24 protein-coding genes and 2 riboswitches are annotated in these 23675 nt (G+C 65.3%); of the genes, 10 read left to right on the plus strand and 14 right to left on the minus strand.

What is annotated here, in order from left to right; translation table 11 throughout:
• Positions 1–2: 2 nt before the first annotated feature.
• The gene (locus BH683_RS05160) at positions 3–398 is read right to left on the minus strand and encodes a YciI family protein (RefSeq protein WP_084835260.1); all 396 of its coding nucleotides are present in this window, start codon (positions 396–398) and stop codon (positions 3–5) included.
• Positions 399–582: 184 nt separating this feature from the next.
• Between BH683_RS05160 and BH683_RS05165 the strand changes: the two genes are divergently transcribed.
• The 4 genes from BH683_RS05165 to BH683_RS05180 are packed head-to-tail and all read left to right on the plus strand — an operon-like array spanning position 583 to position 4764.
• Positions 583–1512 carry a M43 family zinc metalloprotease gene (locus BH683_RS05165; RefSeq protein WP_094647268.1) on the plus strand — a complete coding sequence of 310 codons (930 nt, stop codon included), beginning with the start codon at positions 583–585 and terminating at the stop codon, positions 1510–1512.
• A gap of 6 nt (positions 1513–1518) precedes the next feature.
• Positions 1519–1764, plus strand: a complete 246-nt coding sequence (locus BH683_RS28900) for a hypothetical protein (RefSeq protein WP_094647266.1) — start codon at positions 1519–1521, stop codon at positions 1762–1764.
• On the plus strand, positions 1761–2693 hold the full coding sequence (locus BH683_RS05175) for a M28 family metallopeptidase (protein ID WP_084835205.1): 933 nt from the start codon (positions 1761–1763) through the stop codon (positions 2691–2693). Before BH683_RS28900 ends, BH683_RS05175 begins: the two co-directional genes overlap by 4 nt.
• A gap of 37 nt (positions 2694–2730) precedes the next feature.
• Complete coding sequence (locus BH683_RS05180) at positions 2731–4764, plus strand: prolyl oligopeptidase family serine peptidase (protein WP_084835261.1); 2034 nt, start codon at positions 2731–2733, stop codon at positions 4762–4764.
• Positions 4765–4780: 16 nt separating this feature from the next.
• Here BH683_RS05180 and BH683_RS05185 read toward each other — a convergent pair whose 3' ends face one another.
• The 5 genes from BH683_RS05185 to BH683_RS05205 all read right to left on the minus strand — a co-directional run bounded on the left by BH683_RS05185 (position 4781) and on the right by BH683_RS05205 (position 10287).
• Complete coding sequence (locus BH683_RS05185; RefSeq protein WP_084835206.1) at positions 4781–6295, minus strand: DUF2079 domain-containing protein; 1515 nt, start codon at positions 6293–6295, stop codon at positions 4781–4783.
• A gap of 76 nt (positions 6296–6371) precedes the next feature.
• Entirely contained in the window at positions 6372–7574 is a 1203-nt protein-coding gene (gene dinB / locus BH683_RS05190; protein WP_246833200.1) for a DNA polymerase IV, read from the minus strand.
• 177 nt (positions 7575–7751) lie between these two features.
• A complete protein-coding gene (locus BH683_RS05195; protein WP_084835207.1) occupies positions 7752–8573 on the minus strand; it encodes a hypothetical protein in 822 nt (273 codons plus the stop codon).
• A gap of 43 nt (positions 8574–8616) precedes the next feature.
• Entirely contained in the window at positions 8617–9585 is a 969-nt protein-coding gene (gene ppk2 / locus BH683_RS05200) for a polyphosphate kinase 2 (protein WP_084835208.1), read from the minus strand.
• A 159-nt stretch (positions 9586–9744) separates the two neighbouring features.
• A complete protein-coding gene (locus BH683_RS05205; protein WP_246833201.1) occupies positions 9745–10287 on the minus strand; it encodes a DUF6764 family protein in 543 nt (180 codons plus the stop codon).
• Positions 10288–10658: 371 nt separating this feature from the next.
• Between BH683_RS05205 and BH683_RS05210 the strand changes: the two genes are divergently transcribed.
• A complete protein-coding gene (locus tag BH683_RS05210; RefSeq protein ID WP_084835210.1) occupies positions 10659–11096 on the plus strand; it encodes an SRPBCC family protein in 438 nt (145 codons plus the stop codon).
• Positions 11097–11111: 15 nt separating this feature from the next.
• On the opposite strand, the gene BH683_RS05215 is transcribed toward BH683_RS05210, so the two are convergent.
• Both BH683_RS05215 and BH683_RS05220 read right to left on the minus strand, forming a co-directional pair.
• Positions 11112–11333 carry a DUF3263 domain-containing protein gene (locus BH683_RS05215; protein WP_084835211.1) on the minus strand — a complete coding sequence of 74 codons (222 nt, stop codon included), beginning with the start codon at positions 11331–11333 and terminating at the stop codon, positions 11112–11114.
• 179 nt (positions 11334–11512) lie between these two features.
• On the minus strand, positions 11513–11953 hold the full coding sequence (locus BH683_RS05220) for a PPOX class F420-dependent oxidoreductase (RefSeq protein ID WP_210405161.1): 441 nt from the start codon (positions 11951–11953) through the stop codon (positions 11513–11515).
• Between the two features lie 194 nt (positions 11954–12147).
• Here BH683_RS05220 and BH683_RS05225 point away from each other — a divergent pair, with 194 nt between their 5' ends.
• Both BH683_RS05225 and BH683_RS05230 read left to right on the plus strand, forming a co-directional pair.
• Positions 12148–13743, plus strand: a complete 1596-nt coding sequence (locus BH683_RS05225) for an FAD-binding protein (RefSeq protein ID WP_084835213.1) — start codon at positions 12148–12150, stop codon at positions 13741–13743.
• Entirely contained in the window at positions 13740–14081 is a 342-nt protein-coding gene (locus BH683_RS05230) for a ferredoxin family protein (RefSeq protein ID WP_084835214.1), read from the plus strand. Before BH683_RS05225 ends, BH683_RS05230 begins: the two co-directional genes overlap by 4 nt.
• A gap of 84 nt (positions 14082–14165) precedes the next feature.
• Here BH683_RS05230 and BH683_RS05235 read toward each other — a convergent pair whose 3' ends face one another.
• From BH683_RS05235 to BH683_RS28590, 4 genes are all read right to left on the minus strand, one after another.
• Positions 14166–15047, minus strand: coding sequence for an aldo/keto reductase (locus tag BH683_RS05235; protein WP_084835215.1), 882 nt, complete (start codon positions 15045–15047; stop codon positions 14166–14168).
• A 45-nt stretch (positions 15048–15092) separates the two neighbouring features.
• Positions 15093–15380 carry a WhiB family transcriptional regulator gene (locus BH683_RS05240; RefSeq protein WP_084835263.1) on the minus strand — a complete coding sequence of 96 codons (288 nt, stop codon included), beginning with the start codon at positions 15378–15380 and terminating at the stop codon, positions 15093–15095.
• A gap of 193 nt (positions 15381–15573) precedes the next feature.
• Positions 15574–16077, minus strand: coding sequence for a GNAT family N-acetyltransferase (locus tag BH683_RS05245; RefSeq protein ID WP_084835216.1), 504 nt, complete (start codon positions 16075–16077; stop codon positions 15574–15576).
• Complete coding sequence (locus BH683_RS28590) at positions 16074–16220, minus strand: hypothetical protein (protein WP_168186972.1); 147 nt, start codon at positions 16218–16220, stop codon at positions 16074–16076. The genes BH683_RS05245 and BH683_RS28590 overlap by 4 nt, the downstream gene beginning before the upstream one ends.
• Positions 16221–16406: 186 nt before the next feature.
• Between BH683_RS28590 and BH683_RS05250 the strand changes: the two genes are divergently transcribed.
• A complete protein-coding gene (locus BH683_RS05250) occupies positions 16407–17627 on the plus strand; it encodes an LLM class flavin-dependent oxidoreductase (RefSeq protein ID WP_084835264.1) in 1221 nt (406 codons plus the stop codon).
• A complete protein-coding gene (locus tag BH683_RS05255; protein WP_084835217.1) occupies positions 17624–18973 on the plus strand; it encodes an NtaA/DmoA family FMN-dependent monooxygenase in 1350 nt (449 codons plus the stop codon). Before BH683_RS05250 ends, BH683_RS05255 begins: the two co-directional genes overlap by 4 nt.
• Positions 18974–19001: 28 nt before the next feature.
• Here the strand turns inward: BH683_RS05255 and BH683_RS05260 are convergent, their stop codons facing one another.
• The gene (locus tag BH683_RS05260; RefSeq protein ID WP_084835218.1) at positions 19002–19673 is read right to left on the minus strand and encodes a DUF4166 domain-containing protein; all 672 of its coding nucleotides are present in this window, start codon (positions 19671–19673) and stop codon (positions 19002–19004) included.
• A gap of 131 nt (positions 19674–19804) precedes the next feature.
• On the opposite strand from BH683_RS05260, the gene htpG reads away from it, so the two are divergent.
• Positions 19805–21772: a molecular chaperone HtpG gene (gene htpG, locus BH683_RS05265; RefSeq protein WP_084835219.1), complete on the plus strand. Its 1968-nt coding sequence runs from the start codon at positions 19805–19807 to the stop codon at positions 21770–21772.
• Positions 21773–21824: 52 nt separating this feature from the next.
• Here the strand turns inward: htpG and BH683_RS05270 are convergent, their stop codons facing one another.
• Positions 21825–23036: an aminotransferase class V-fold PLP-dependent enzyme gene (locus tag BH683_RS05270; protein ID WP_084835220.1), complete on the minus strand. Its 1212-nt coding sequence runs from the start codon at positions 23034–23036 to the stop codon at positions 21825–21827.
• Between the two features lie 78 nt (positions 23037–23114).
• Positions 23115–23228, minus strand: a riboswitch (SAM riboswitch).
• Between the two features lie 211 nt (positions 23229–23439).
• Positions 23440–23558, plus strand: a riboswitch (SAM riboswitch).
• Positions 23559–23675: the final 117 nt, after the last annotated feature.

The following is a 23675-nucleotide window of genomic DNA, read 5'->3' on the forward strand; positions in this document are numbered from 1 at the left end:
GTTCAGTTGTCACCTGTGCACGAGGAGGCAGAGGTCCAGGCCCCATCGATCAAGGAGATGGCCACCGGGCGCACCTCGATGACACCGTATTGCGCGCCCGGGCACTTCTCGGCCCACGCCAGCGCCGCGTCGAGGTCGGGGACGTCGATCACGAACACCCCGGCCAACGCTTCCTTGGTGTCGGCGAACGGTCCGTCCTGCACCTGCACGCTGCCGTTCCGCAACGTCACCGTGGTGCTCGCGACCACCGGCTGCAGAATCTCGCCTGCCACCAGCACCCCCGCCGCGGCGAGGGCCTGTCCGTAGACGCCGAACGCCTCCTGCATCTGCGCGATCGCCTCCGCAGGGATGTCGCCGTCCGCCGGCTCGGCATTGTTCAACAAAAGTGAGTAACGCATGATGTGCTCCTTCTGGTTCTTGTTCATTGTCGCTTGCACAGTGATGACGATCGACGTGTGCTCGAATCGACGTGATTCCCGAATTGGTGGGTTCTGGTGATCAAAACCCCAGCTCGGCTCCGCCAGAACCCACCAAGATCGGGTCGGTGGGGAACCGAGATCGCTCCCGGGGCGTCTGATGCACATGACGAACATCGAACCCCCGGTCCGCCGCACGTGTGGGGCCATGGCCGAGCACCGCCGGTTGCTGACCGACTCGTCGCAGTACCGCCGCGCCCGGGCAGACCTGGAGAACACCACCAGGGACTTCCAACGGTTGGAGCGGACCACCGAAGAAGTGGTCCAGATCCCGGTGGTCGTGCACGTCGTGGCCCGCGTCGACTCCGAGAACATCTCGGACGATCAGGTGACCAGCCAGATCGAGGTCCTGAACCGGGATTATCGCGCGATCAACAAGGACCTGGCGGCCGTCCCCGAAGTGTTCGCCGAGCTCGTCGGCGACGCCAAGATCGAGTTCGTCCTGGCGACCGTCGACCCCGACGGCAACCCCACATCAGGGATCACGCGCACGTCCACCACCCAGGTGTCATTCGGCACCGACAACGCGATCAAGTTCTCCGACCGCGGCGGCGCCGACGCCTGGCCTGCCGACCGCTACCTGAACATGTGGGTGGGCCTGCTCCGTGGTGGACTCCTCGGTTACGCCCAGTTCCCCGGCGGGCCGGTGGACACCGACGGCGTGGTGATCACACACACCGCGTTCGGGACCACCGGGACGGCCACCGAGCCGTTCAACCTCGGCCGCACCGCCACCCACGAGGTCGGCCACTACCTCAACCTGTTCCACATCTGGGGCGACGACGGCAGTGGCTGCGGCGGTACCGACGAGGTCTCCGACACCCCCAATCAGGGTTCGGAGAACACCGGCAAGCCGACATTTCCGAAGATCAGCTGCAACAACGGCCCCTCGGGCGATCTGTTCATGGACTATATGGACTATGTCGACGACGACACGATGGTCATGTTCACCGTCGGGCAGGTCAATCGAATGCGGACCTGCCTCGAGACCGCCCGGTCATCCCTGCGGGCACCCGTGCCGACTGCAACGGGGTAACTGACCATGCCCGCCCAGACCTGGTGGCATTCGTTCGAAGAAGACCACGACGATGTCGCCGTGTATCGGCCGGACGGCTTCGGCTTCCCGCCTGCCCGGGGTCGCCGGGGACTCGAGGTAGACCCCGATGGAACTGTGGTCGAGCTCGGACTCGGTCGCGATGACACCCCGAGCCGCCCGGCGCCCGGGTCGGGCGCATCGCTGGAGGTCGTCCACCAGGCCGATGACCGACTCGAGATACGCCGACTGTGATCGAGCACGAGAGAACATGTCGTCGCTCTAGCAGGGGGCGGATCGACCTGTCGTCGCTCGAGCATCCGCCCACGGTGCAGGGCGCCCGGCATCCGGGCCTGGCCACCCTGGTCGAGACTCTCTCCCCTGACCACTACGAGCGGTATCTGACGACGATCGCCGCACCGATCACCCGGCACTCCCTGAGCCCTGGGTTCGCCACGGCGATGGCTTTTGCCGCAGCCGAACTCGACGGTCTGGGCTACACCGTGACTCGCAGCCCCATCGCTGTCGGAGACGGGCAGAGTGAGAACCTGTTCGCCCACCGCACCGGAACCGGCGCAGCCCCGCGAGGGCTCGTCGCGGTCACCGCGCACCTCGACTCGGTGAATCAGGAAGGCCGGTCACTCCCCGCGCCGGGTGCCGACGACAACGCCAGCGGATCGGCCGGCGTCCTCGAACTCGGCCGCGTCCTCGCCGGCCGGGCCTGGTCGAACGACGTGCTGCTGGTCCTGTTCGGCGGCGAGGAACAGGGGCTCTTGGGCAGCATCGACTACGTCGAAAGCCTCGATACCGAGACCCGAGCGCGCCTGAGCGCGATCATCAACATGGACATGATCGGTAGGAAGAACACCGCGCGGCCCGGCGTCATGATCGAGGGTGGACCGACATCGACGGATTTGATGGCCGAACTCGTCGCTGCCGCAGGCACCTGGACCGAGCTGTCGGTGACCACGTCGATGAACCCGTTCGCGAGCGACCACGTCCCGTTCATCGATGCCGGGCTCCCGGCGGTTCTCACCATCGAAGCCGACGACCGCGCGAATACCGATGTGCACACAGCGGGCGACGTCCTCGACACCGTCGATGCATCCCTGGCCCTCGAGATACTCACGATGAACCTGGCCGTCCTGGCGGAGCACCTGGAGAATCGTCCCTCGACTCCCTGACTGACCGGTGGTGAACCGTTGCGGCAGACTGGTCGGCGTGAGTGATTCCGATCCCTACCTCTGGCTCGAAGATGTGACCGGCGACAAGGCCCTGACCTGGGTCCGCGAGCACAATCAGCCGACCATCGACGCGCTGACCACCTCGACGAGGTTTGCCGACCTGCAGTCGGGCGCCCTGGAGGTCCTCGACACCGACGACCGGATCGCGTACGTCCGCCGCCGCGGCGAACATCTGTACAACTACTGGCGCGACGCGGCCAACCCGCGCGGCCTGTGGCGTCGCACCACACTCGAGCAGTACCGCACCGAAACCCCGGAATGGGACGTGCTGATCGATCTCGACGCCGTCGCGTCCGACGAGGACGAGAACTGGGTGTGGAAAGGCGCGCTGGTGCTGCGCCCCGATCACCGCCGTGCTCTCATCCTGTTGTCGCGGGGAGGAGCCGACGCCTCGATCGTCCGCGAGTTCGACATGGTCTCGCGCACCTGGATCACCGCCGACGAGGGCGGATTCACGTTGCCCGAGAACAAGTCCGACATCGGCTGGATCGACGAGGACACCGTCTACGTCGGCACCGACTTCGGCGACCAACCCGATGGTGGCTCAGCACTGACCAATTCTGGTTACCCGCGCGTGGTCAAACGCTGGACCCGCGGTACGCCCCTGGAACAGGCTCCCGTCGTGTACACCGGCGCCGTCGAAGACGTAGCCGTGCAAGCGATGTACGACGACACGATCGGATTCGAGCGTCACTTCCTGATCCGGTCGACAGACTTCTTCAACCAGGAATTCTACGAACTCGACGGCGACGCGACCACTCTCATCGATGTCCCCAGCGACGCGCACACGAGCGTCCACCGGAATTGGCTTCTGGTCTTCACCCGGTCGCCATGGCAGCTCGACGAACAGACCACCTACCCGACCGGCACCCTGCTGGTCTTCGACTTCGACGCCTACAAGAGCGGCGTGCGCGATGCGACGGTACTGTTCTCGCCCGATGCGCACACGAGCCTGCAGAACTTCTCGTTCACGTCTGCGCACCTGGTGCTGGTGACGCTGCGCGACGTGCAGACCGAACTCCGCCTGCTGAGCGTCGACGACTGGAGTGTTTCCGAGCTCGCAGGTCTACCGGAACTGGCGACCATCGGCGTGCTCGACACCGATCCCGATCACAGTGACGAACTGTTCTTGTCGGCGAGCAGCTTCACCACGCCTCCGAGCCTGCTACACGGCTCGAGCACGGACGGGGTTGCCCCCATCAAGCAGTCGCCCGCCCTGTTCGACACTGCGAATGTGACTGCGTCACAGTATTTCGCAACGTCCGATGACGGCACCCAGGTACCGTACTTCGTCGTCAAGCGGAACGATGTCGACACCGGACCGACCCTGCTCTATGGCTACGGCGGTTTCGAGAACTCGATGACCCCCGCCTACGGCGCGATCTCAGGACGAAGCTGGATCGAACGCGGCGGAATCTACGTGATCGCCAACATCCGGGGCGGCGGAGAGTACGGACCGACCTGGCACACCCAGGCGCAGCTCGCCGGGAGGCATCTCGTCTACGAGGATTTCGCCAGTGTCGCAAAGAATCTCGTCGATCGCGGATTGACGACTCCGAAGCAGCTCGCTGCACAGGGCGGATCGAACGGCGGCCTGCTCATGGGAGTGATGCTCACGAGTTATCCCGAACTCTTCGGAGCACTGGTGTGCCAGGTCCCGCTGCTGGACATGAAGCGTTATCACCTGCTGCTCGCCGGGGCCTCGTGGGTGGCGGAATACGGCGATCCGGACGACCCGGAGCAGTGGGCGTTCATCTCCGAATATTCTCCTTACCAACTGCTTCGTGAAGACGCGACCTACCCCGAGCTCCTGATGACGACCTCGACGCGCGACGACCGGGTTCACCCGGGACACGCACGAAAGTTCGTCGCCCGGCTCGAGGAGTACGGCCACACGGTGAGCTACTACGAGAACATCGAAGGTGGGCACGGCGGTGCTGCGGACAACAAGCAGGCGGCGTTCAAGTCTGCTCTGGCCTACGAGTTCCTGTGGGAGAAATTGAGCCGCTGAGGCCGGGCGTTCACAATCAACGTCGCTCGAGCAACACAACCCCGTCCCGTTCGCCGACTTCGCGATACTCGCGGCCGTTTTCGATCTTCGAGAGGGCGTCCCGCACTCCTTGCTGGCTCGTCGGGAACATGCCGTAGGTGTTGGTGTCGACCATGATCCACTGCGGTATGGACCGATCCCGGTCGAGCCGCGGGAAGAGTGTCACCTCGTGGTCGGCCACCAACTGCGGTGCGATGTTGTTGGTGGCGGCCACCGACTCTCCGGCCGGTATCTGCTCTTCGAGCGCCGCCACTGCTTGTGCGGCCGTGGCCGGCGTGTAGAAGTCGCGTTCGGCCAACCGGTGCAACGGGCCACCTGCGGTCAGCACCACTGCGATCACCGCGGCGCCCGCCGCGAACCCGGTCAGCACCCGGCGCGAGCTGCCACGCCTGCGCAGGGTCATCAGCGCGTCGATCATCGCGACGAACATGACCGGCATCAGGATGGCGTCGTAGTGGTAGTCGTCCGACCAGTAGAGGTGATTGGTGCTCCAGAACCGCCACGCGATGGTCGGGATCGCGACGAGTGCGATCGGCGAGCGAACCGCGAGGAACACCGTGATGACGAGAAGCATGAACGCGGTGGAGGCGCGGGCGTCTCCGGCGGCGAAGCCGAGCACCAACTCGCGAACACCCTCGGCGGGCGACTCCGCGAACTTCGATCCGTATGAGTAGTCGGCGCTGCTGAAGGCAGGCACGATCACCTTGGCGGCCAGCGCGGTCCAGACCAGACCCCAGACCGCGGTCCCTGCCGCCCACCGGTACGTCCGCGGCCCGCAGCGCAGCGCGACGACGCCCGCCAGCACGACGACCGTCAGCCCGAGGTCCTCTTTGCAGAAGACCAGCGGCAGTGCGTAGAGCAACGCCGCTCGCCAGCGCTGTTCGACCAGGGCCACCAGCGAGAAGGCCATGAGAGGGACCGCGAGCGCGATTTCGTGAAAGTCGAACGCCAACGCGTGCGCCACACCCCAGGCCAGGCCGTAGGCGATCGCGACCAGAACCCCGATCACGGCGCCCAGTTGCTTGGTGGCGAGCCGGACGATCGGGACCGCCGCAACGGCGAACAGAAGGGCTTGCACGACCAGCAACGTGATCGGGGACGGGAAGAGTCGGTACAGCGGGCCGATGAGCGCGATCCATGGCTGGAAGTGGTCGCCCATCAGATTGATGTCGGTGCCCTCGAGGGGCACCATCGGTGCCTCGAAGCGGCTGTACGCCTTGACCGCCTGGGTGAAGATCCCGAGGTCCCAGCCGGTGAACCCGAGCCGTTCATACCGCCTCACGGCATAGACGATGTAGAGGGCTGCGGTGATCACAAAGGTCGCGAGCGCCACCACCCAGGGTGCCTGCCACGACGACAGCTGCAGGCGCGCCGCAATGCGTCGATCCACGCGGAGATTGTCACCGGCGCGAGTGTCAACCGGCGCCGGTGCCGTGTCGTCGACGACGCCTGGAGTCAGGTCGTCCGAGTCCGAGACGGTGGGTGAAGCCATCTAGACACCGTAGCGAAGAGTTCGCGGCCCCTCTACCAGCAGTTTTCGAACAATTGTGCGGGCGCCGGTCGAAATCTCAGTCAGGCAGCATCGGCACCGACATTCCCGCGTCGCGGCCCAGCAATACCGCCCGGGTGACCGATCCCGTGCCGAAGCGATCACGTAGGCCGTCGATGGTGATGTCGAGCTTCTCCTGGTGATGCTCCTCGAACGGTAGCGCCATCTGGATGGAGCCGTTGTTGTCGAGATTGGTCAGCGACAACCCGACCAACGTGCAGCCCTTGTCGCGGATGATCGGCATCGCCTCCGCGAGGAGTCCACGGGCCGCGGTCATCAGCACCTGGGTGCCATCGGTCGGTTCGTACAGGGTCCGTGAACGGGTGGCCCTGGTGAAGTCGTCGAATCGGAGCCGCAATACCACGGTGCGGCAGACTCTCTCAGCTTTCCGCAGACGCTTGCCGAGTCGGTCGACGATCGCCACCATCGTCGCCTCCAGGTCTTCCTGCGACTTCGGTTTGCGTCCCAGGGCGCGCTGCGACCCGATCGAACGTCTTCGTTTGCCCCCTTCGACCGGGCGGGGATCACGTGCCAGAGCCAGCGCGTACAGGTGCCGTCCGGCACCACGCCCCAGCAATGAACCGAGCGAGACCTCGCCGACCGCGGCCAGATCCCCCACGGTGTTCAGCCCGGCGTCCCGCAACTTGCGAGAGGTGACGACGCCGACGCCCCACAATCGCTCCACGGGCAGCGGGTGCAGAAAGGACAACTCCTCATCGGGTGGCACCTCGAGCAACCCGTCTGGTTTACCTACCGCGCTGGCCACCTTGGCGAGGAACTTCGTGCGCGCAATTCCCACGGTGATCGGCAACCCGACCTCGACGCGGACCTGCTCACGCAACCTCGCGCCGATCCCGCGCGGCGTACCGCTGACCCGATACAAGCCGCCGACGTCGAGGAATGCCTCATCGATCGAGATGCCCTCGACCAGTGGCGTGGTGTCGTGGAAGATCTCGAAGACCGCGCGGCTCGCCTCGGTGTACGCCTCGAAACGAGGCGGCATGACCACCGCCTCAGGGCACAGCTTGCGAGCGTCGCGACCGTTCATCGGAGTCCGGATTCCGCAGGCCTTGGCCTCATAGCTTGCGGCGAGGACCACCCCACCGCCGACGATCACGGGCCGCCCGCGCAACTGCGGGTGGTCGCGCTGCTCGACGGAGGCATAGAAGGAGTCGAGATCGGCATGCAGGATGCTCGCCTGCACTCTCGGCTCGTCGGACACGAACACATGTTCGCATGGAGGTCCGACAACCGGCGATCTGCTCCACTTTCAGTGACATGCTCCACTTCCAGCACCCTGGAACCGGAGCAGATCCCCAGAACTGGAGCAGATCCCCAGCACTGGAACGGACGAGCCGACGTCGGGCCAGAAGTCAGCCAGGAGGCCGGCGACGCTCCGCTATCTGCGGCGCTCGAGCAGGGCCGAGATCAGCAGACCGATCGCGGCCAGGGCGACCCCTGCGCCGACGGCGATCAGGCCGACGTTCTGCATGTTGTCGACCACCTTGTCGACCATCAGATCTGCGACCTCGCGCGCCGATCCCTCGGCGCCACCGATTTCGTCTTGCGCCCGGCGACGAGCGAACTCACCCAGCAACCAGGTCAGGATTCCGCCGATGACGATGCCGAAACCGACTGCCAGCAGAACCAGGCCACGACGGCGGGCGAAGATCAGTGCGCCGAGGGTGGCGACGATCGCCGCTATTGCGGCACCGAAGGCGATGTATCCGATCTGGTCGCCGAGCTGGTGGTAGCGGCCCGCCTCGAGCCCTGCCTGCGCAGAGTCGGCCAGCGGCACCTCGATGGGCCCCTCCACCTGGATCGCGCCGAGTCCCTGCTCAGACAGCACCCGGTTCACCATCGGGGTCAGGTCGAGTGACATGACCCGCCCCTCGTCTTCAGGGGTGGCCTCGGAGAACAACCAGTCATGCTGCTGGTTCATCACCTCGGCGAAGTCCTTCGGGAACTCGCTGCCCTTGGTGTAAGCGTCGGCCAGCGGCTGCACCAGCGCCGAGGGCACCAACGGCGCGGCCATCTTGACTTGTGTGGTGATCTCATCCGCGATCAGCTGCTGCACCTTCGCGTTGTCTGCGAGGGGCGCAACGGTTTCAGAGAAACCTTCTCGGTCGACCACGCGCTCGTTCACCCAGAACGCGGGCACGGCGATGGCGGCCCCGACGATGGCGACGAGGCACAACAGAGCAGTCAGGAATGAACGCACCGGCCCAGGCTACCGATCCGTGACCCACAGATGGCGCAGGTGGCTATTCACCGGCGAGGTCACGTGCCCGCCCGACGATGAGCGGATCCGGCTCACCGACGATGCTCTCGTCCTTGTTGTCATAGTCGAAGAGGTTCAGGACATGGCGCATCGCGTTGAGCCGAGCGCGCTTCTTGTCGTTGCTCTTGACCACGGTCCAGGGCGCGTGGTCGGTATCGGTGAACGTGAACATCTCTTCCTTGGCCGCCGTGTAGCGATCCCATTTGTCCAGGGAAGCGAGGTCCATCGGCGACAGTTTCCACTGCCGGACCGGATCGACCTGCCGGATCGCGAACCGGGTGCGCTGTTCCAGGGGGCTGACCGAGAACCAGAACTTGGTCAGGCTGATGCCGTCATCGACCAGCATCTGCTCGAACAACGGGGCCTGACGGACGAATGTCGCGTGCTGCTCCTCGGTGGCGAATCCCATGACCCGCTCGACGCCGGTGCGGTTGTACCAGGAGCGGTCGAACATGACGATCTCGCCGGCAGCCGGAAAGTGCTGCACGTAGCGCTGGAAGTACCACTCGGTGGACTCACGTTCGCTGGGCTTCTCGAGCGCCACCACGCGCGCACCGCGGGGATTGAGGTGCTCCATGAAACGTTTGATCGTGCCACCCTTGCCGGCGGCGTCGCGGCCTTCGAACACCATGATGTGCCGCCGCTTCGTTGCCTTGATCCATTGCTGCAACTTCAGCAGTTCGATCTGCAACAACCGCTTGTCGAGTTCGTACTCATCACGGCTGAGCCGTTCGTCGTATGGGTAGTCCTCACGCCAGGTGTCGATGACGTTGCGGCCCGGGAGGGTCAGCAGCCGCGGATCGTCGTCGTCGCGATCGTCGACCAGGAATTGGGTCGTATCGGCGAGGTCGACGATGTGCTGCAGGGCCTCGCGCCCGGCGACAACGCTGAAGTCCGGACCGATGTCGGGATGGTCGGGACCAAAATCTGAAAGGCGCAGGATCTCGTTCACCGATCAAACCTAAACGCTACGAGCAGACCGCACATGGACTGTAGGTGAACTCGCGACTGGCGCGCCCACCTTCAGGACACCACGAAGGGCGACACCGTCAGCGGCGCCGCCCTTCGTATGGAAGTGCGGGGGTTTTTCGTGTGCGCCCCCGCCCTGGGTTTATTGAGGTCTCGGTGTCGAGAGCCAGATGCCGCCCGAGCCGATGCAGGCCTGGCCGGTGTTGGAATCGATCGCAGCGGCGAAGCTGCCCGTGCACTGGGCTCCGTATTCGCCGGAGTAGGCAGTGCCACCCCAGCCGGCAACTGCGAGCGAGGTGCCGCCCTGCCTGGCCTGCGTGATCGCGAGGCCACCCGGACCGGTGGTCACCGAGTATCCCGTGCCGCCGGACACCGCCCCCGACAACGCTGTCGTACCCGGTTGCAGGTTGATGGCCGTGGCGTTGCCGCCGGTGTTCGACGACGCGACCGCAGTGCCACCACGGCTGTGATCTTCGGCGCGGGCCGTACTACCCGGACCGGCCTTCGCCCCGCAGCCGCCTTGGCCGTCTGTCCGGATCACGTTGTGTCCGTTCGCTGCCGTGCAGGTCAACGGATCTGCCGAAGCTGCGCCACCGCCGGCGAGACCGGCCAGCGCAAGCGCTCCCGCTCCGACGAGACCCACCACCGCGACCCGGACCGCGGTCCGCTGACGCGTACGAAACACCTTGCGAATGAACAACCTTGGTCCCATCGAGATAGAAATGTGCACTGTCCCCCGCGCTCGGCGAAACGGACCGGATCCGGCCGCGACTTCCTCGAGCACCCACGCCACCCGGGTTGGCCCGGACGCCGCTCAGGGCTGAGCGTACTCCCGCGCATGTCCTCCGCGCCGTCGTTCGATTGCATCGGTCCGGTCACGAAATCAACCCCGACCGAACGCTCCGTCCTCATCGGTCAAAGCCGTTGCCGGAAGGGTCAATTGCGGCGCCGTGGTCCCCCGACCGCTTCGTCCGAATTTCTAGCGTCTGCGACACCGGTGTCCACACCTTTCGAACCCGTCTCAGAATCGGTCCTTCTCGGTGTACTTTTTGTTCCATGCCTGTCAATGCGAAGACCGAGTTCGATATCGATGCACCCCCCGCGGTCATCATGGAAATCCTCATGGATATTGAAGCACTCCCCGACTGGTCCGGACCCCACAAGAAGGCCGAGATCGTCGACGAGCACGAAGATGGTTCACCCAAGACGGTGAAGCTCGAACTCCAGGCGGTCGGCATGACCGACCACCAGTTGCTCAACTACACCTGGACCGAGAACACCTGCACCTGGGACCTCATCGAAGCCGATCAGCTCTCACACCAGCACGGCCAGTACACCGTGACCCCGAAAGGCGAGGGATCGCACATCGCCTTCGAACTCGAGGTCGACCTCAAGATCAAGCTCCCGGGCCTCATCGTCAAGCAGGCCCAGAAGACCGCGCTCAACACCGCGCAAAAAGGCCTGAAGGAAGAAGCAAAACGCCGGCTCGCTTAGGTCCGACTCCGGCGACTACTTCGCCATCCAGAGTCGCCGCCGGACGACGCCGCGCATCTTGTCGACCGCGACAGCTGACAGAGTCTCGGGCGGTTCGGTGTCGAGCAGATCGTTGATCTTGATGAAGTAATCACGATCGGACATGCCGAACCGCTCGTGGATCTGCTGCGAGGGCCCACCACCCAGCGGGTACCAGCGGACCTCGAAATCCAGTAGTTCTTGTGCTTCCGGTGACATGGCAACCCCCTTCGGGCAAGTGACTGATGTCACCCAGCGTAGCGCGCCGGGGCAACGCTGCCGCCACTAGGAATCACGGCAATTCTAGAGTGGGTCGATTCGTCCGATTTGGCCAAGTGTCAAGTGCCACCGGGCAGCCGACACCGACCGAGCGCATGCGGACAGGCCGCGCTGCACGATCAGACCGGGTCCGACACCTGCCCGTAGACGTGGTCGGCGTGGAGGCGGATCACGAGCCGTTGATCGGAGACCAGGGCCCGGGCGTATTCGTCCCAATCCGGATGCTCACCGAGGATGTCTCGGTAGACGTCGATGAGCTCCGACACCGTGTCGTCGTCCCGCGTCTGCGCTGCGACCGGGCTGAGCTCCACGCGTCCCTCGGCGACCACGTACGACCAGCCGTCGGCACTACTGACGTGGATGCTGGCCCGGGGGTCGCGACGGAGGTTCGCCACCTTCGCACGGCTCGCGGTGACCGAGATTCGGAACAACCGCGCCCGTGGGTCGAAGGCATAACTGATCGTCGACAGCTGCGGCACCCCGCTGTGCCGGATGGTGGCCAGGGTGCCGCGGGTGTGTTCGGTGACGAACTCGATGAGAGCAGCATCTTCGGTGGACATGATCCGACTATCGCGGTGCCGGCCCATCCTGGCAAGTCGCCGACGACCCCGCGGCCAGAATCAACCTGACCGCAACCATTCTCGGACCCGGTACGCCCGTCCTACTCTGACCGGCAGATGTCCCACCGGACCGGCCGAGCCCCGCCAGGTCTCGAGCGCCGAACGGTGGACCGCCACCCCGTCAGGAGTTCACCGTGTCCGCACCTCTGGAGTTGTCCACCGATGTACTCGTGATCGGCGGTGGACCTGCCGCCACCTGGGCAGCCCTACATGCCCGCGAGAGTGGCGCGGACGTGGTCCTGGTCGACAAAGGCTACTGCGGGACCAGCGGCGCAACGGCGCCATCGGGCACCGGGGTTTGGTACGTGGCGCCCGATCCGGAGAAGCGAAGCGCGGCCAAAGCGAGCAGGGAAACACTCGGTGGCCATCTCGCGGACCACCATTGGATGGATCGGGTTCTCGCGCAGACGTTCACGAACATGGAACGCCTCGGTACCGAAGGGCGCTACCCGTTCCCGATCGACCCGGCCACCGGTGCGCAGGACCGTACGGGCGTGCAGGGCCCCGAATACATGCGCCGGATGCGGGCGTGGATCCAGCGGGCCGGCGTACGGATCCTCGACCATTCACCCGCCCTCGAACTGCTCGTCGAGACCGACGGATCTGTCCGCGGCGCTGCCGGATACCAGCGGCACGAGAATCGGGACTACACGATCCTCGCCGGCGCGGTGGTGCTCGCCAGCGGCGGGTGCGCATTCCTGTCCCGGGCGCTTGGCACCAACGTGAACACCGGTGACGGTGCACTGATGGCCGCCGAGGTCGGTGCGGAGTTCTCCGGGATGGAGTTCTCCAACGCCTACGGCATCGTTCCGGCCGGATCCACCGTGACCAAGACCGCCTATTACGGCTACGCCACGTTCTTCCACGGTGACGGCCGGATTGTGGAGGGTACCGGTTCCACCAAGGGCCGGTCGGTGATCGCCAGGACGCTGTTGCAGGAGAAAGTCTTTGCCCAGCTGGACCGGGCGACCCCGGACGTGCAGCGGCAGATGCGGATGGGACAGCCCAACTTCTTCTTGCAGTTCGACCGCCGTGGTATCAATCCGTTCACCGACAGGTTCGAGGTCGACCTGCTGGCCGAGGGCACAGTCCGCGGGACCGGCGGCATCAACATCGTCGACGACAGCTGCCGGGCGACGGTGCCCGGCCTGTTCGCGGCCGGCGACGTCGCCACCCGGGAGCGCATCTGCGGCGGATTCACCGGCGGGGGCAGCCACAATTCGGCATGGGCGATGTCGTCGGGCACCTGGGCCGGTGCCGGTGCGGCCCGTCATGCCCGGCAGGTGAAAAAAGTGACGGCGATCGATGTCATCGGAGCCGGCCGCGCCGGTCTGCGACCCGAGGGCAGGCAGGCCGTGTCCGCCCAGGACGTGGTCGCCGCTGCCCAGGCCCAACTGCTCCCCTTCGAGAAGAACTACCTCCGCAGCGGAGACCGGTTGACCGCGGCGGCCGACGAACTCGACCACCTGTGGATCGACCTGTCCGCCGGGCTGGCTCCCACGGGCGGTATCGATCGGATCCGTTCCCGGCAGGCCGCCGCCATGACCGCAGTCGGTCGCTGGATGTACCGATCGGCATTGTTGCGCACCGAATCTCGTGGCATGAGCAAGCGCGACGATCATCCCGACCTGGATCCGCGCCAGCATCATCACATCCTCACCGGCGGCCTCGACCACGTCTGGACCGCGACCAGCCCCGCCGAGACAGTCCTGCTGGCACACGCCTCATGATCGAACTGGTCTTGGCGCAGGCCTGCATCGGATGCGACAAATGCATCGAGGCCTGCCCCACGGATGTCTTCGACCGCGGGCAGGACGGCGTTCCGGAGATCGCCCGGCAGAGCGACTGCCAGACGTGCTTCATGTGCGAGGCCTACTGCCCCACCGATGCGCTCTATGTGTCACCGGAATCCGCGCCGCTGCGTGATCGATCGGTGCTCGCCGACGCCGCCGTGGGGTCCTACCGGGAAAAGCTCGGCTGGGGTAAGGGCCGCACCGTGGGCAGCCTTCTCGCGGTGGGACCTCCGATCCCGCACGGCGACCAGCCCCCACGACTCCCACCCACCTGAATTCGCGCCGCCCACCCGGAATTTCGGGTGGGCGGCGCGAAATCGGGTGGGCGAGCGAGCTGTCAACGGCGCATGAACCGGGGATTACTCGGGTGCGCCGAGGTTCATCTCGTCGGGATGGATGCCGACGCGGACCCCGTCGTCGAGGGTGGCGATCTCCTGCAGGTCGGCGTCGGTCAGGTCGAATCCGAAGACGTCGATATTCTGGGCGATCCGCTCCGGGTTCACCGACTTCGGGATGACGATCAGACCGTTCGAGAGGTGCCAGCGGATGAGCACCTGGGCGGGTGACTTGCCATGGCGCTCTGCGATACCGGCAATCACCGGATCGGACAACAGGGTGTTCGGCTTGGACGCCTTGCCCCATCCCGAGTTGCTGGTGCCGCCCAGTGGACTCCATGATTCCACCGCGATGCCGTGCTTTCCCGCGACTTCCCGGATCGCATGCTGGGTCAGGTGCGGATGCAGCTCGACCTGGTCGACGGCGGGCAGTGTGCCACCGCGGTCGACCAGAAGCTGCAGGTGGTGGGGCTCGAAATTGCAGACACCGATGGCCTTGGCCCGGCCCGACTCGGCGATCGCCTCCAGGGCGTCCCACGTCCGGAGCAATCGTTCGTCGTTCTGTAGCGGCCAATGGATCAGATACAGGTCGACATAGTCGAGGCCGAGGAGCGACAGGCTCTTGTCGAACGCCGCCTGGGCGGGCTCGAAGCCCTGGTCGGCGTTCCAGAGCTTGGTGGTGACGTAGAGATCTTCCCTGGCGACCGAGGTGGCTGCCAGAGCTCGGCCGACACCCTCCTCGTTGCCGTACGCTGCCGCGGTATCGATGTGCCGGTAGCCCGCGTCGTCGATCGCCGAGAGCACCGCACGCTCGGTCTCGTCGTTGGTGGCTTGCCAAACCCCGAGTCCCAGTTGCGGAATGGAGGTGCCGGAGTTCAGTTCGACTGCAGGTACGTCTGTGGTCATGACTTCAGCGTACGGGCCGCGATGTCGGCGGGTTGCCGGAACAGCTCAGGCGGAGCGGATCCGCGAGCTCAGATCGGCGAGTTCGTCGACCGTCAAACCTCCCCAGATCCCGTGTTTCTCGCCGAAGGTCTCCGCGTGTTCTCGGCATTGCCTGACGACCGGGCACGTTGCGCACAGCGATTTCGCCTCCGCTTCACGACGTCGACGCGCGGTCGCGGACTCACGTCCGGACGGGGTGAAGAACACATCCCAATCGATGCCGGCGTCGCGACAGGTTCCGTGCACTCGCCAATCCCATCCCACCGCACCGGTTTCCGGACCGAAGGCCGCCATCGCGATCACCCACTCCTGTATTCGACCATGCCTGCCACCAGAGCTTCTCTCATCGCAGCGTCCGGGCGTAGCTTTGGTGTCGGACAGAATCGAATGCTTGACAAACACGAACCGTCAATCCCGGACACCCGCCCTGAACACTCCTCAACAACTGTGCGTCACAGAGGTTTTCGCTCCGATCGCACGAGCCACTTCAGGCGGAGGCCGCCAGCGAGCATCCGGCGGCGATGTCTTTTTCGAAACGGTGGAGGCCGATCTCGTCGGCATCGCGGCCCGTGTCGTACAACGGTCGGTAGCCCGCGGCGCGATAGAGGCTGTGCGCCTCGGGTTGCCGCGGACCGGTCGTCAGCACGACCCGCCGGTAACCGTGGCCCGCGATGTCGGCTTCGAGATCGGCGAGCACCCGCCGCGCGAGTCCTTGGCGACGGAACTTCGACGCGGTCCAGATCCGCTTCAGTTCGACGGTCTGTTCATCGACGGGGCGGTAGGTGCCTCCGGCGACCGCGACACCTTCTGCCACCACCACCAGAAAGGACCCGTCTCGGTCGACGGACTGCTTGGTCAGCTTCGAAAACCAGTTGCACGACGTGCCGCCGTAGCGGTGGCTGTATTCGATGGCGAGCTCGGAGAGCACTGTCCTGGCCAGGGCATCATTCGGACGCACCCGCACCAGCACGAGAGAGTCGGCGCGTGTCATCGCACACCGTCGCTGTCCTGAGTGGCTACCGCGGCGTGCCCGCAACGCTCGATCATCGGTAGGGCAGGCGGCGCCTCGGGGTGCACGGCGGCGGCGGCCATCAGCAGATGGTCGACCGACATCAGCGTGGTGAACAGTGACATGCGGCAGCTCCCGGTTGAGTGTTCTCTCCATTGAGCACCCGAACTGCCGCCCCGGCGAGGGTTAGATTCACGCTGATCCGAGCCCGGCCGCTGCGGAATCTTCACCCGCGCACGGGGCGTTGTCAGCCTGAGGTGGGAGTTCGAATTCTCGCCGGCCCCGCCGAACCACACCACAGGAGATGAATGATGCCGACATCTGACCAGGTCCATCTGGCGATCGCGCTGGACGGCGCGGGGTGGCATCCCGCCGCGTGGCGCGAGCAGAACGCCGAACCGGACCGCTTGCTCTCGCCGCGCTACTGGGGCGAACTCGTCGCGGAGGCCGAACGCGGTCTCGCCGACTTCGTGACGATCGAAGATTCCTTCGGGCTGCGGTCTGCCACGCTCGAGGGTCTGCAACCGCGCACCGACCTCGTCAGTGGGCGTCTCGATTCCGTTCTCATCGCGGCCCGAGTCGCGCCGGCGAGCACACACATCGGGATCATCCCGACAGCCGTGGTGACGCACACCGAACCGTTCCACCTGTCGAAGGCGATCGCGACGCTCGATTACGTCAGCAAAGGCCGGGGCGGGGTCAGGCTCCAGGTCTCGGCGCAGCCGCATGAGGCGGCTCTGCTCGGACGCCGAGAGTTCCCCCGGCTCGACAGAGCCGACCTCGCGGGCCCGACCGCGCAGGCGCTCATCGCCGACCTCTTCGAGGAAGCCGGCGACTACGCCGAGGTCCTACGGCGCCTCTGGGACAGTTGGGAAGACGACGCCGAGATTCGCGACAAGGCCACCGGGCGATTCGTCGACCGCGACAAGCTGCACTACATCGGTTTCGAGGGCCGCTTCTTCAGCGTGCGCGGGCCATCGATCACCCCGCGCCCACCCCAGGGCCAGCCGATCATCGCCGCGCTGGGCCATCAGCAGATCCCGTTCGAACTGATCGCCGCGTCCACCGACCTCGGATTCATCACCCCCACCGACCCGGCCGACGCGACATCCATCGTCGGCAAGATCCGCGATGCGCAGCTAGGGGCGGGCCGCGGCGACGACACCGTCCACGTCTTCGCCGATCTCGTCGTGTTCCTCGCCGGGTCCGATTCCGAGGCAGCGAGTCGCAAGTCGCGGCTCGACGAGCGCGCGGGCGCCGAGTACACCAGTGACGCCCAGATCTTCGTCGGCACCGCAGCCGGTCTGGCCGACCGGATCGAAGAACTCGAGGCCGCAGGTGTCACCGGCATCCGACTGCGACCCGGAGCGATTCCGGACGACCTCCGAGCCATCACGTCGGCACTCGTCCCGGAGCTGCAGCGCCGCGGCCTCTTCCGTACCGGGTACGCCGGTACGACGTTGCGCGAGAACCTCGGCCTCACCCGGCCCGCCAACCGTTACGCAGGAGCACAGGAGCTGATCAACCGATGACCAAGCAAGTTCACCTGGCGGCACATTTCCCCGGGGTCAACAACACCACGGTCTGGAGCGATCCGGCCGCGGGCAGCCACATCGAGTTCGACTCGTTCACCCATTTCGCCAAGACCGCAGAACGCGCCCGGTTCGACTTCCTGTTCTTGGCAGAGGGCCTGCGTCTGCGGGAGCAGAACGGCGTCATCTATGACCTCGACGTGGTCGGGCGCCCGGACACGTTCACCATCCTCGCGGCCTTGGCGGCCGTCACGGACAAGCTGGGCCTGACGGGCACCATCAACTCCACCTTCAACGAGCCGTACGAGGTGGCCCGCCAGTTCGCCAGCCTCGACCACCTCACAGACGGCCGGGCGGCGTGGAATGTGGTCACCTCGTGGGACGAGTTCACCGGCGAGAACTTCCGCCGCGGCGGCTACCTCCCGAAGGACGAGCGCTACGGCAGGGCGAGGAAGTTCCTCGAGGTCGCAACCGAACTCTGGGACTCCTGGAAGGCCGACGACATCGTCGCCGACAAGGAATCAGGAACCTTTCTGGGCCGGCCCGACGTGGGATCGTTCAGTCACGCCGACGATCAATTCGACATCTCCGGTCAGTTCAACGTGCCCCGCAGTCCCCAGGGGCGGCCCGTCATCTTCCAGGCAGGCGATTCGGAAGACGGCCGCGAGTTCGCAGCCGCGCGGGCCGACGCCATCTTCTCGCGGCACTCGACCCTCGACGACGGTCAGGCGTTCTACAAGGACGTCAAGGGCAGACTCGCGACCTACGGCCGCGACCACGACGAGCTCCTCATCCTGCCCGCCGCGACGTTCGTCCTCGGCGACACCGATGCCGACGCGGCCGAACGCGCGCACGAGATCCGGCTTCAGCAGGTCAGCGGGCAGACTGCGATCAAGTTCCTCGAGCAGTTGTGGAACCGCGATCTGTCCGACCACGACCCTGACGGTCCGCTACCGACCATCGATCCGCTGCCCGGTGAGAACACCGTCGCCAAGGGCCGGGCCAGCGTCCGGATCCATCGCGATCCGCGCGATGTCGCGGCAGAGTGGCGGGCGCGGGCCGAAGCCGAGAACCTGACGACCAGGGAACTGATCATCGAGGTGACCGGTCGGCAGGCGTTCATCGGGTCGCCGCAGACCGTGGCCGACACGATCAACGACTTCGTCCAAGCCGATGCCAGCGACGGATTCATCCTCGTCCCGCACATCACCCCGGGTGGGCTCGACGAGTTCGCGGACACGGTCGTCCCACTCCTGCAGGAGAAGGGCGTCTACCGCACCGAGTACGAGGGTGAGACGTTGCGTGATCACCTCGGGCTGTCCCAGTCGGTGGTGTCGGGGGTCTGACGCGCCGACCGGGGCGCGCGGGCCGAACTCAACGCTCGCGCGCCTCCAGGCGGACCGGCCAGGCCTCGTCGGGGATGTCCCGCAAGGAGCACGGCTCGTCGTGGGTCGTGAACCAGCCCCGGTAGTGGATGAGTTCACCGAGAACCGGGTTGCGGACGGTCGCGTCGACACGGAAGCGATTGTGCTGCTCGTCCCAACCCTCGATGTACTGCATGCGGGCGGCCATGAACCCGCGCATCCCGATCTTCGGGCCCGCGAGCAGGCGCATCGGTCCGCTCTCGAACACCAGCGAGCCGTGCCGGTCCACCGATGCCTCGATGGGCCACAGCAGTTCCGGTCCGTCGCCGAAGTAGTCGACCAGGCCCTCTTTGCCGTCCACGAGCAGCGAATTGAGTCCATGCGCGCCGCTGGTGTAGTTCAGAGACCGCATGACCGCCAGCGATTCACGCCCGAGTTCGTCCCGGTAGCAGTAGTTGTGCATCGTGAAAGGAACGAGTCGGCTCGTCCTGATCGGCATCGCGTTGCGCTTTCCGAAATGACGCAGACCGGTGGCCACAACGGGCGAGCTGTACACCGACTCCATGATCCCGTGCGAGGCCTGGGAGAGTTGAGAGGTGGAATCGATCCCATATCGCCATTGCAAATTGGGATGCAGGTTCTCGAATTCCCGACCGAGCACGTTCTGGATGACCGGGCTCACGGCTGCCGCCGGATGGGGGTACCAGACATGAGGTCTGAATGTACTACGAGCCGCCTGCATAAAATGATCGGTCGGAGCACGCAACAACTCCACGCACCAACTACAAGCACAACACCCCAAGGAGCTTCAACGTGAGCGCTCAGGTCGAAGAGATGGAGTTTGCCGCGGAGACGCGGCAATTGCTCGACCTCATGATCCATTCGGTTTACTCGAACAAGGATTCTTTCCTGCGTGAGCTGGTGTCCAACTCATCGGACGCCCTCGACAAGCTGCGCATGGAGACCTACCGCAACAAGGACCTCGCGGCGGACACCTCCGATCTGCACATCCAGATCACACTCGACCCTGAGGCCCGGACCTTCACCCTCTCCGACAACGGCATCGGCATGTCCCGCGCCGAGGTCGTCGACCTCATCGGCACGCTCGCGAAGTCGGGCACCGCAGAGGTACGGAAGAAACTGAAGGAGGCTAAGGACTCTGCGGCGTCGGAGGAGCTGATCGGCCAGTTCGGCATCGGCTTCTACTCGACGTTCATGGTCGCCGACAAGGTCACCCTGCTGACCCGCAAGGCCGGCGAGGAGCAGGCCACGCGCTGGGAGTCCGCGGGCGAGGGCACGTACACGATCGAAGACGTAGCGGACGCACCGCAGGGCACCACGGTCACGCTGCACCTCAAGCCCGAGGATGCAGAAGACGACCTGCACGACTATGCGTCGGTCTCGCAGATCCGTCAGCTGGTGAAGAAGTACTCCGACTTCATCTCGTGGCCGATTCGCATGGACGTCCCCGCGCCGCCCGCTCCCCCGGCGCCGGAGGCCGACGAAGACGCTGATGCCGAGACTGCGGAAGAAACCGAGCCGGCACCCACTCACGTCACCGAGACGCTGAACTCGCAGAAGGCCCTGTGGACCCGGCCTCGGTCCGAGGTCACCGACGAGGAGTACGCGGAGTTCTACCGCCACGTCAGCCATGCGTGGGATGACCCGCTCGAGATCATCCCGATGAAGGCCGAAGGCACTTTCGAGTACCAGGCCCTGCTGTTCATCCCGTCGACCGCACCGTTCGATCTGTTCATGCGCGAGCACAAGGCGGGCGTGCAGCTGTACGTCAAGCGGGTGTTCATCATGGACGACTGCGAAGAGCTGATGCCCGAGTACCTGCGGTTCATCAAGGGTCTGGTCGACGCACAGGATCTGTCGCTCAACGTCTCCCGCGAGATCCTGCAGCAGGACCGCCAGATCAAGGCGATCCGGCGGCGACTCACCAAGAAGGTGTTGTCGGTCATCAAGGACTTGCGCGCGAACGACCGCGAGAAGTACGACACCCTGTGGTCGCAGTACGGGCGCGTTCTCAAGGAAGGTCTGCTGCAGGACGTCGACAACCGCGACGCGCTGCTGGCCATCACCTCGCTGAGTTCCACCCACTCGGCCGACACCGCCACCTCGCTGGCGGAATATGTCGAGCGGATGAAGGACACCCAGAGCCAGATCTTCTACGCCACCGGCGAATCGCGGGAGCAGATCGAGCGCTCCCCGCATCTCGAGGCGTTCAAGGCGAAGGGTCTCGAAGTCCTACTGCTCACCGATCCCATCGACGAGATGTGGATCCAGTCGATTCCCGACTTCGAAGGCAAGCCGTTGCAGTCGGTCGCCAAGGGCGAGGTCGACCTCAGCGACGAGGCCGACAAGGAAGACGACGAGAAGAAAGACAACGAGCAGTTCGCCGAGCTCCTGACATGGCTGACGGGCGTGCTCGTCGATGACGTCAGCCAGGTGCGCCTGTCGTCGCGGCTGACCGACTCCGCGGCCTGCATCGTCGGTGAGGCACAGAGCCTTTCACCGGCACTCGAGAAGATGTATCGCGACTCCGGGATCCCCATGCCGGAGAGTAAGCGCATCCTGGAACTCAATCCCGACCACGCCCTGACGTCGGGGTTGCAGAAGGCGTTCGCCGACCGCGGCGACGATGCTGCGCTCCGGGAGACCGCAGAGTTGCTCTACGGTGCGGCACTGCTGGCCGAGGGTGGTAGCCCGACGCAACCGGCCGCCTTCAGCAAGACGCTGGCCAACCTGCTGACGAGGACCGTCTCCGCCGGCTGATCGATCCGGGCAAGCCGCCGACCGTGGCCATTTCGGCACGGTCGGCGGTTGGTCAGCGGGTGACGTACTGCGCGAGCGCAGACAGCAACGCGTCGATATCGGCAGAACTCGAGCCCAGGCCAAGACTGGCCCGAACTGCTCCGCCGTCGTGGCCGAGTCGGCCCAGCAGCGGATGAGCGCAGAACCGGCCGTCCCGCACACCGATGCCGTGCTCGGTGGACAGATACCGCGCCACATCCACCGCCCGATGGCCGTCGACGACGAAGCTGACGACACCGACGGCGTCTGAGATGTCGTGGAAGATCTTCAGCACCTCGACACCGTCGATCGCGGCAAGACCCCACCGCAGTTGCTCGGTTAGCGCCGTTTCATGGTGCGCTGCAGCGTCTCCCAACGACGCGATCTCCTCGCATGCGGCCGCCAGCGCTGCTGCGCCGAGCACGTTGGGCGATCCGCCTTCGTGCCGAGCAGGCGACGGTGCCCACTCGACGTCGTCGCGGGTCACGTTGCGCACCGCTCCGCCGCCGGCGAGATACGCCGGGGCAGCGTCCAGCCAATCCCGTCGTCCGACAAGGACTCCGGCACCGAATGGGGCGTAGACCTTGTGACCGGAGAAGGCCAGGTAGTCGATGCCGTCCGCGACCAGGGACACCCGACGATGCGGGACCAGTTGAGCACCGTCGACGACGATCCGCGCTCCCCGTGTGTGGGCCAGATCGGCGAGTACTCGGATCGGCAGAATCTCGCCGGTGACGTTGGACGCGCCTGTCACGGCCAACAATGCCGCCCCGGTGCGCTGGAGTTCTGCGTCGACCCGTCCGACGGTCTCCTCGATACTGTTCGCAGCCTGGACAACGTGACAATCTCTCCACGGCAACAGATTCGAATGGTGTTCGATGTCGAGCACCACCACCGGACCCGGTACGCAGCCGGCCAGCAGGTTCAGCGAATCCGTGGTGTTCCTGGTGAAGACCAAGCACTGGTCATCAGCGGCGCCGACGAACTCGGTCACCACCGCCCGGGCGTCTTCGTATGCCTGTGTGGTGACCTGAGATGCGTATCCGGCGCCCCGGTGCACGCTCGAATAGGTGGGCAACAACTCGCCGATCCGACTCACCGCGCTCCGGAGCGCAGGCGAACTGGCCGCGTAGTCGAAGTTGATGTAGCGGGTGGTCGAACCATCTGCCAGCGGTGCTCGCAGGTCCGAACCTTCTACTTCGGCAATGGCTTTCAGCGAACATTCGAGTTCGGTGGTGGTACTCATCGTCAATCCTCCAGCGAGATAGAGGACACCACAACGCACAGGGGTCGCAGAACTGATCTGCGACTACCGGACGTAGGGGGTCCGCGCTTGCCGACTGAGGGTTCCAGCCGGCCAGGTCATCACCCGGAGCACCCCGCCGCGGTGGAGGGTTGCCGATCAGCAAGCCGGGGCTGTGCGCTGATACTCGTGACCGAGACGAATGCTAACAAACAGGCTCGGTAGACGCCAGTGCCTGCCCGTGAACACCTTCCCCAGGACGCCATAGCCTCAGACGACACCCGGGCGCCAGGTTAGGTTCTCCGAGATTCGAAGTGCCTACGAACTACTGATTCTGCGGCGAGTCTGCGTACCCTTCTGTTCAGGCGGTCGACTCCAAATCCTTTGGTGGACTTCGACCGCCATGTGTCAACGAGTACCAGTGCCAAGTTCCAGCTGGCTGGTCGGCAACCCTCCACCGCGGCGGGGTGCCCTGGATAAAAGACACGGCTCCAGTCCGCAACGGGCATGGAGCAAGCGCGGGTTCACACATGCGAACCCGAAGAGATATCGGGAGTTCGATGATCAGCCGTACCCGGCCGATGAAGTCGGTTTGCCTCGCCCTGTACCGCTCACACCTGCTTGTGAGCGGTTCCTGTAGCC

The sequence above is a fragment of the Williamsia sp. 1138 genome, from assembly GCF_002095435.2.
Lineage (GTDB): Bacteria > Actinomycetota > Actinomycetes > Mycobacteriales > Mycobacteriaceae > Williamsia.

What these genes read in the sequence shown, in the direction of transcription:
- BH683_RS05230 (WP_084835214.1), top strand. Translation starts at nt 13,740, where the DNA reads ATGATCGAACTGGTCTTGGCGCAGGCCTGCATCGGATGCGACAAATGC.
- BH683_RS05160 (WP_084835260.1), bottom strand. Translation starts at nt 398, where the DNA reads ATGCGTTACTCACTTTTGTTGAACAATGCCGAGCCGGCGGACGGCGAC.
- BH683_RS05245 (WP_084835216.1), bottom strand. Translation starts at nt 16,077, where the DNA reads ATGACACGCGCCGACTCTCTCGTGCTGGTGCGGGTGCGTCCGAATGAT.
- BH683_RS05220 (WP_210405161.1), bottom strand. Translation starts at nt 11,953, where the DNA reads ATGTCCACCGAAGATGCTGCTCTCATCGAGTTCGTCACCGAACACACC.
- BH683_RS05250 (WP_084835264.1), top strand. Translation starts at nt 16,407, where the DNA reads ATGCCGACATCTGACCAGGTCCATCTGGCGATCGCGCTGGACGGCGCG.
- BH683_RS05185 (WP_084835206.1), bottom strand. Translation starts at nt 6,295, where the DNA reads ATGGCTTCACCCACCGTCTCGGACTCGGACGACCTGACTCCAGGCGTC.
- BH683_RS05270 (WP_084835220.1), bottom strand. Translation starts at nt 23,036, where the DNA reads ATGAGTACCACCACCGAACTCGAATGTTCGCTGAAAGCCATTGCCGAA.
- BH683_RS28900 (WP_094647266.1), top strand. Translation starts at nt 1,519, where the DNA reads ATGCCCGCCCAGACCTGGTGGCATTCGTTCGAAGAAGACCACGACGAT.
- BH683_RS05240 (WP_084835263.1), bottom strand. Translation starts at nt 15,380, where the DNA reads ATGGCGGCCTTCGGTCCGGAAACCGGTGCGGTGGGATGGGATTGGCGA.
- BH683_RS05255 (WP_084835217.1), top strand. Translation starts at nt 17,624, where the DNA reads ATGACCAAGCAAGTTCACCTGGCGGCACATTTCCCCGGGGTCAACAAC.
- BH683_RS05210 (WP_084835210.1), top strand. Translation starts at nt 10,659, where the DNA reads ATGCCTGTCAATGCGAAGACCGAGTTCGATATCGATGCACCCCCCGCG.
- BH683_RS05235 (WP_084835215.1), bottom strand. Translation starts at nt 15,047, where the DNA reads ATGACCACAGACGTACCTGCAGTCGAACTGAACTCCGGCACCTCCATT.
- BH683_RS28590 (WP_168186972.1), bottom strand. Translation starts at nt 16,220, where the DNA reads ATGTCACTGTTCACCACGCTGATGTCGGTCGACCATCTGCTGATGGCC.
- BH683_RS05215 (WP_084835211.1), bottom strand. Translation starts at nt 11,333, where the DNA reads ATGTCACCGGAAGCACAAGAACTACTGGATTTCGAGGTCCGCTGGTAC.
- BH683_RS05165 (WP_094647268.1), top strand. Translation starts at nt 583, where the DNA reads ATGACGAACATCGAACCCCCGGTCCGCCGCACGTGTGGGGCCATGGCC.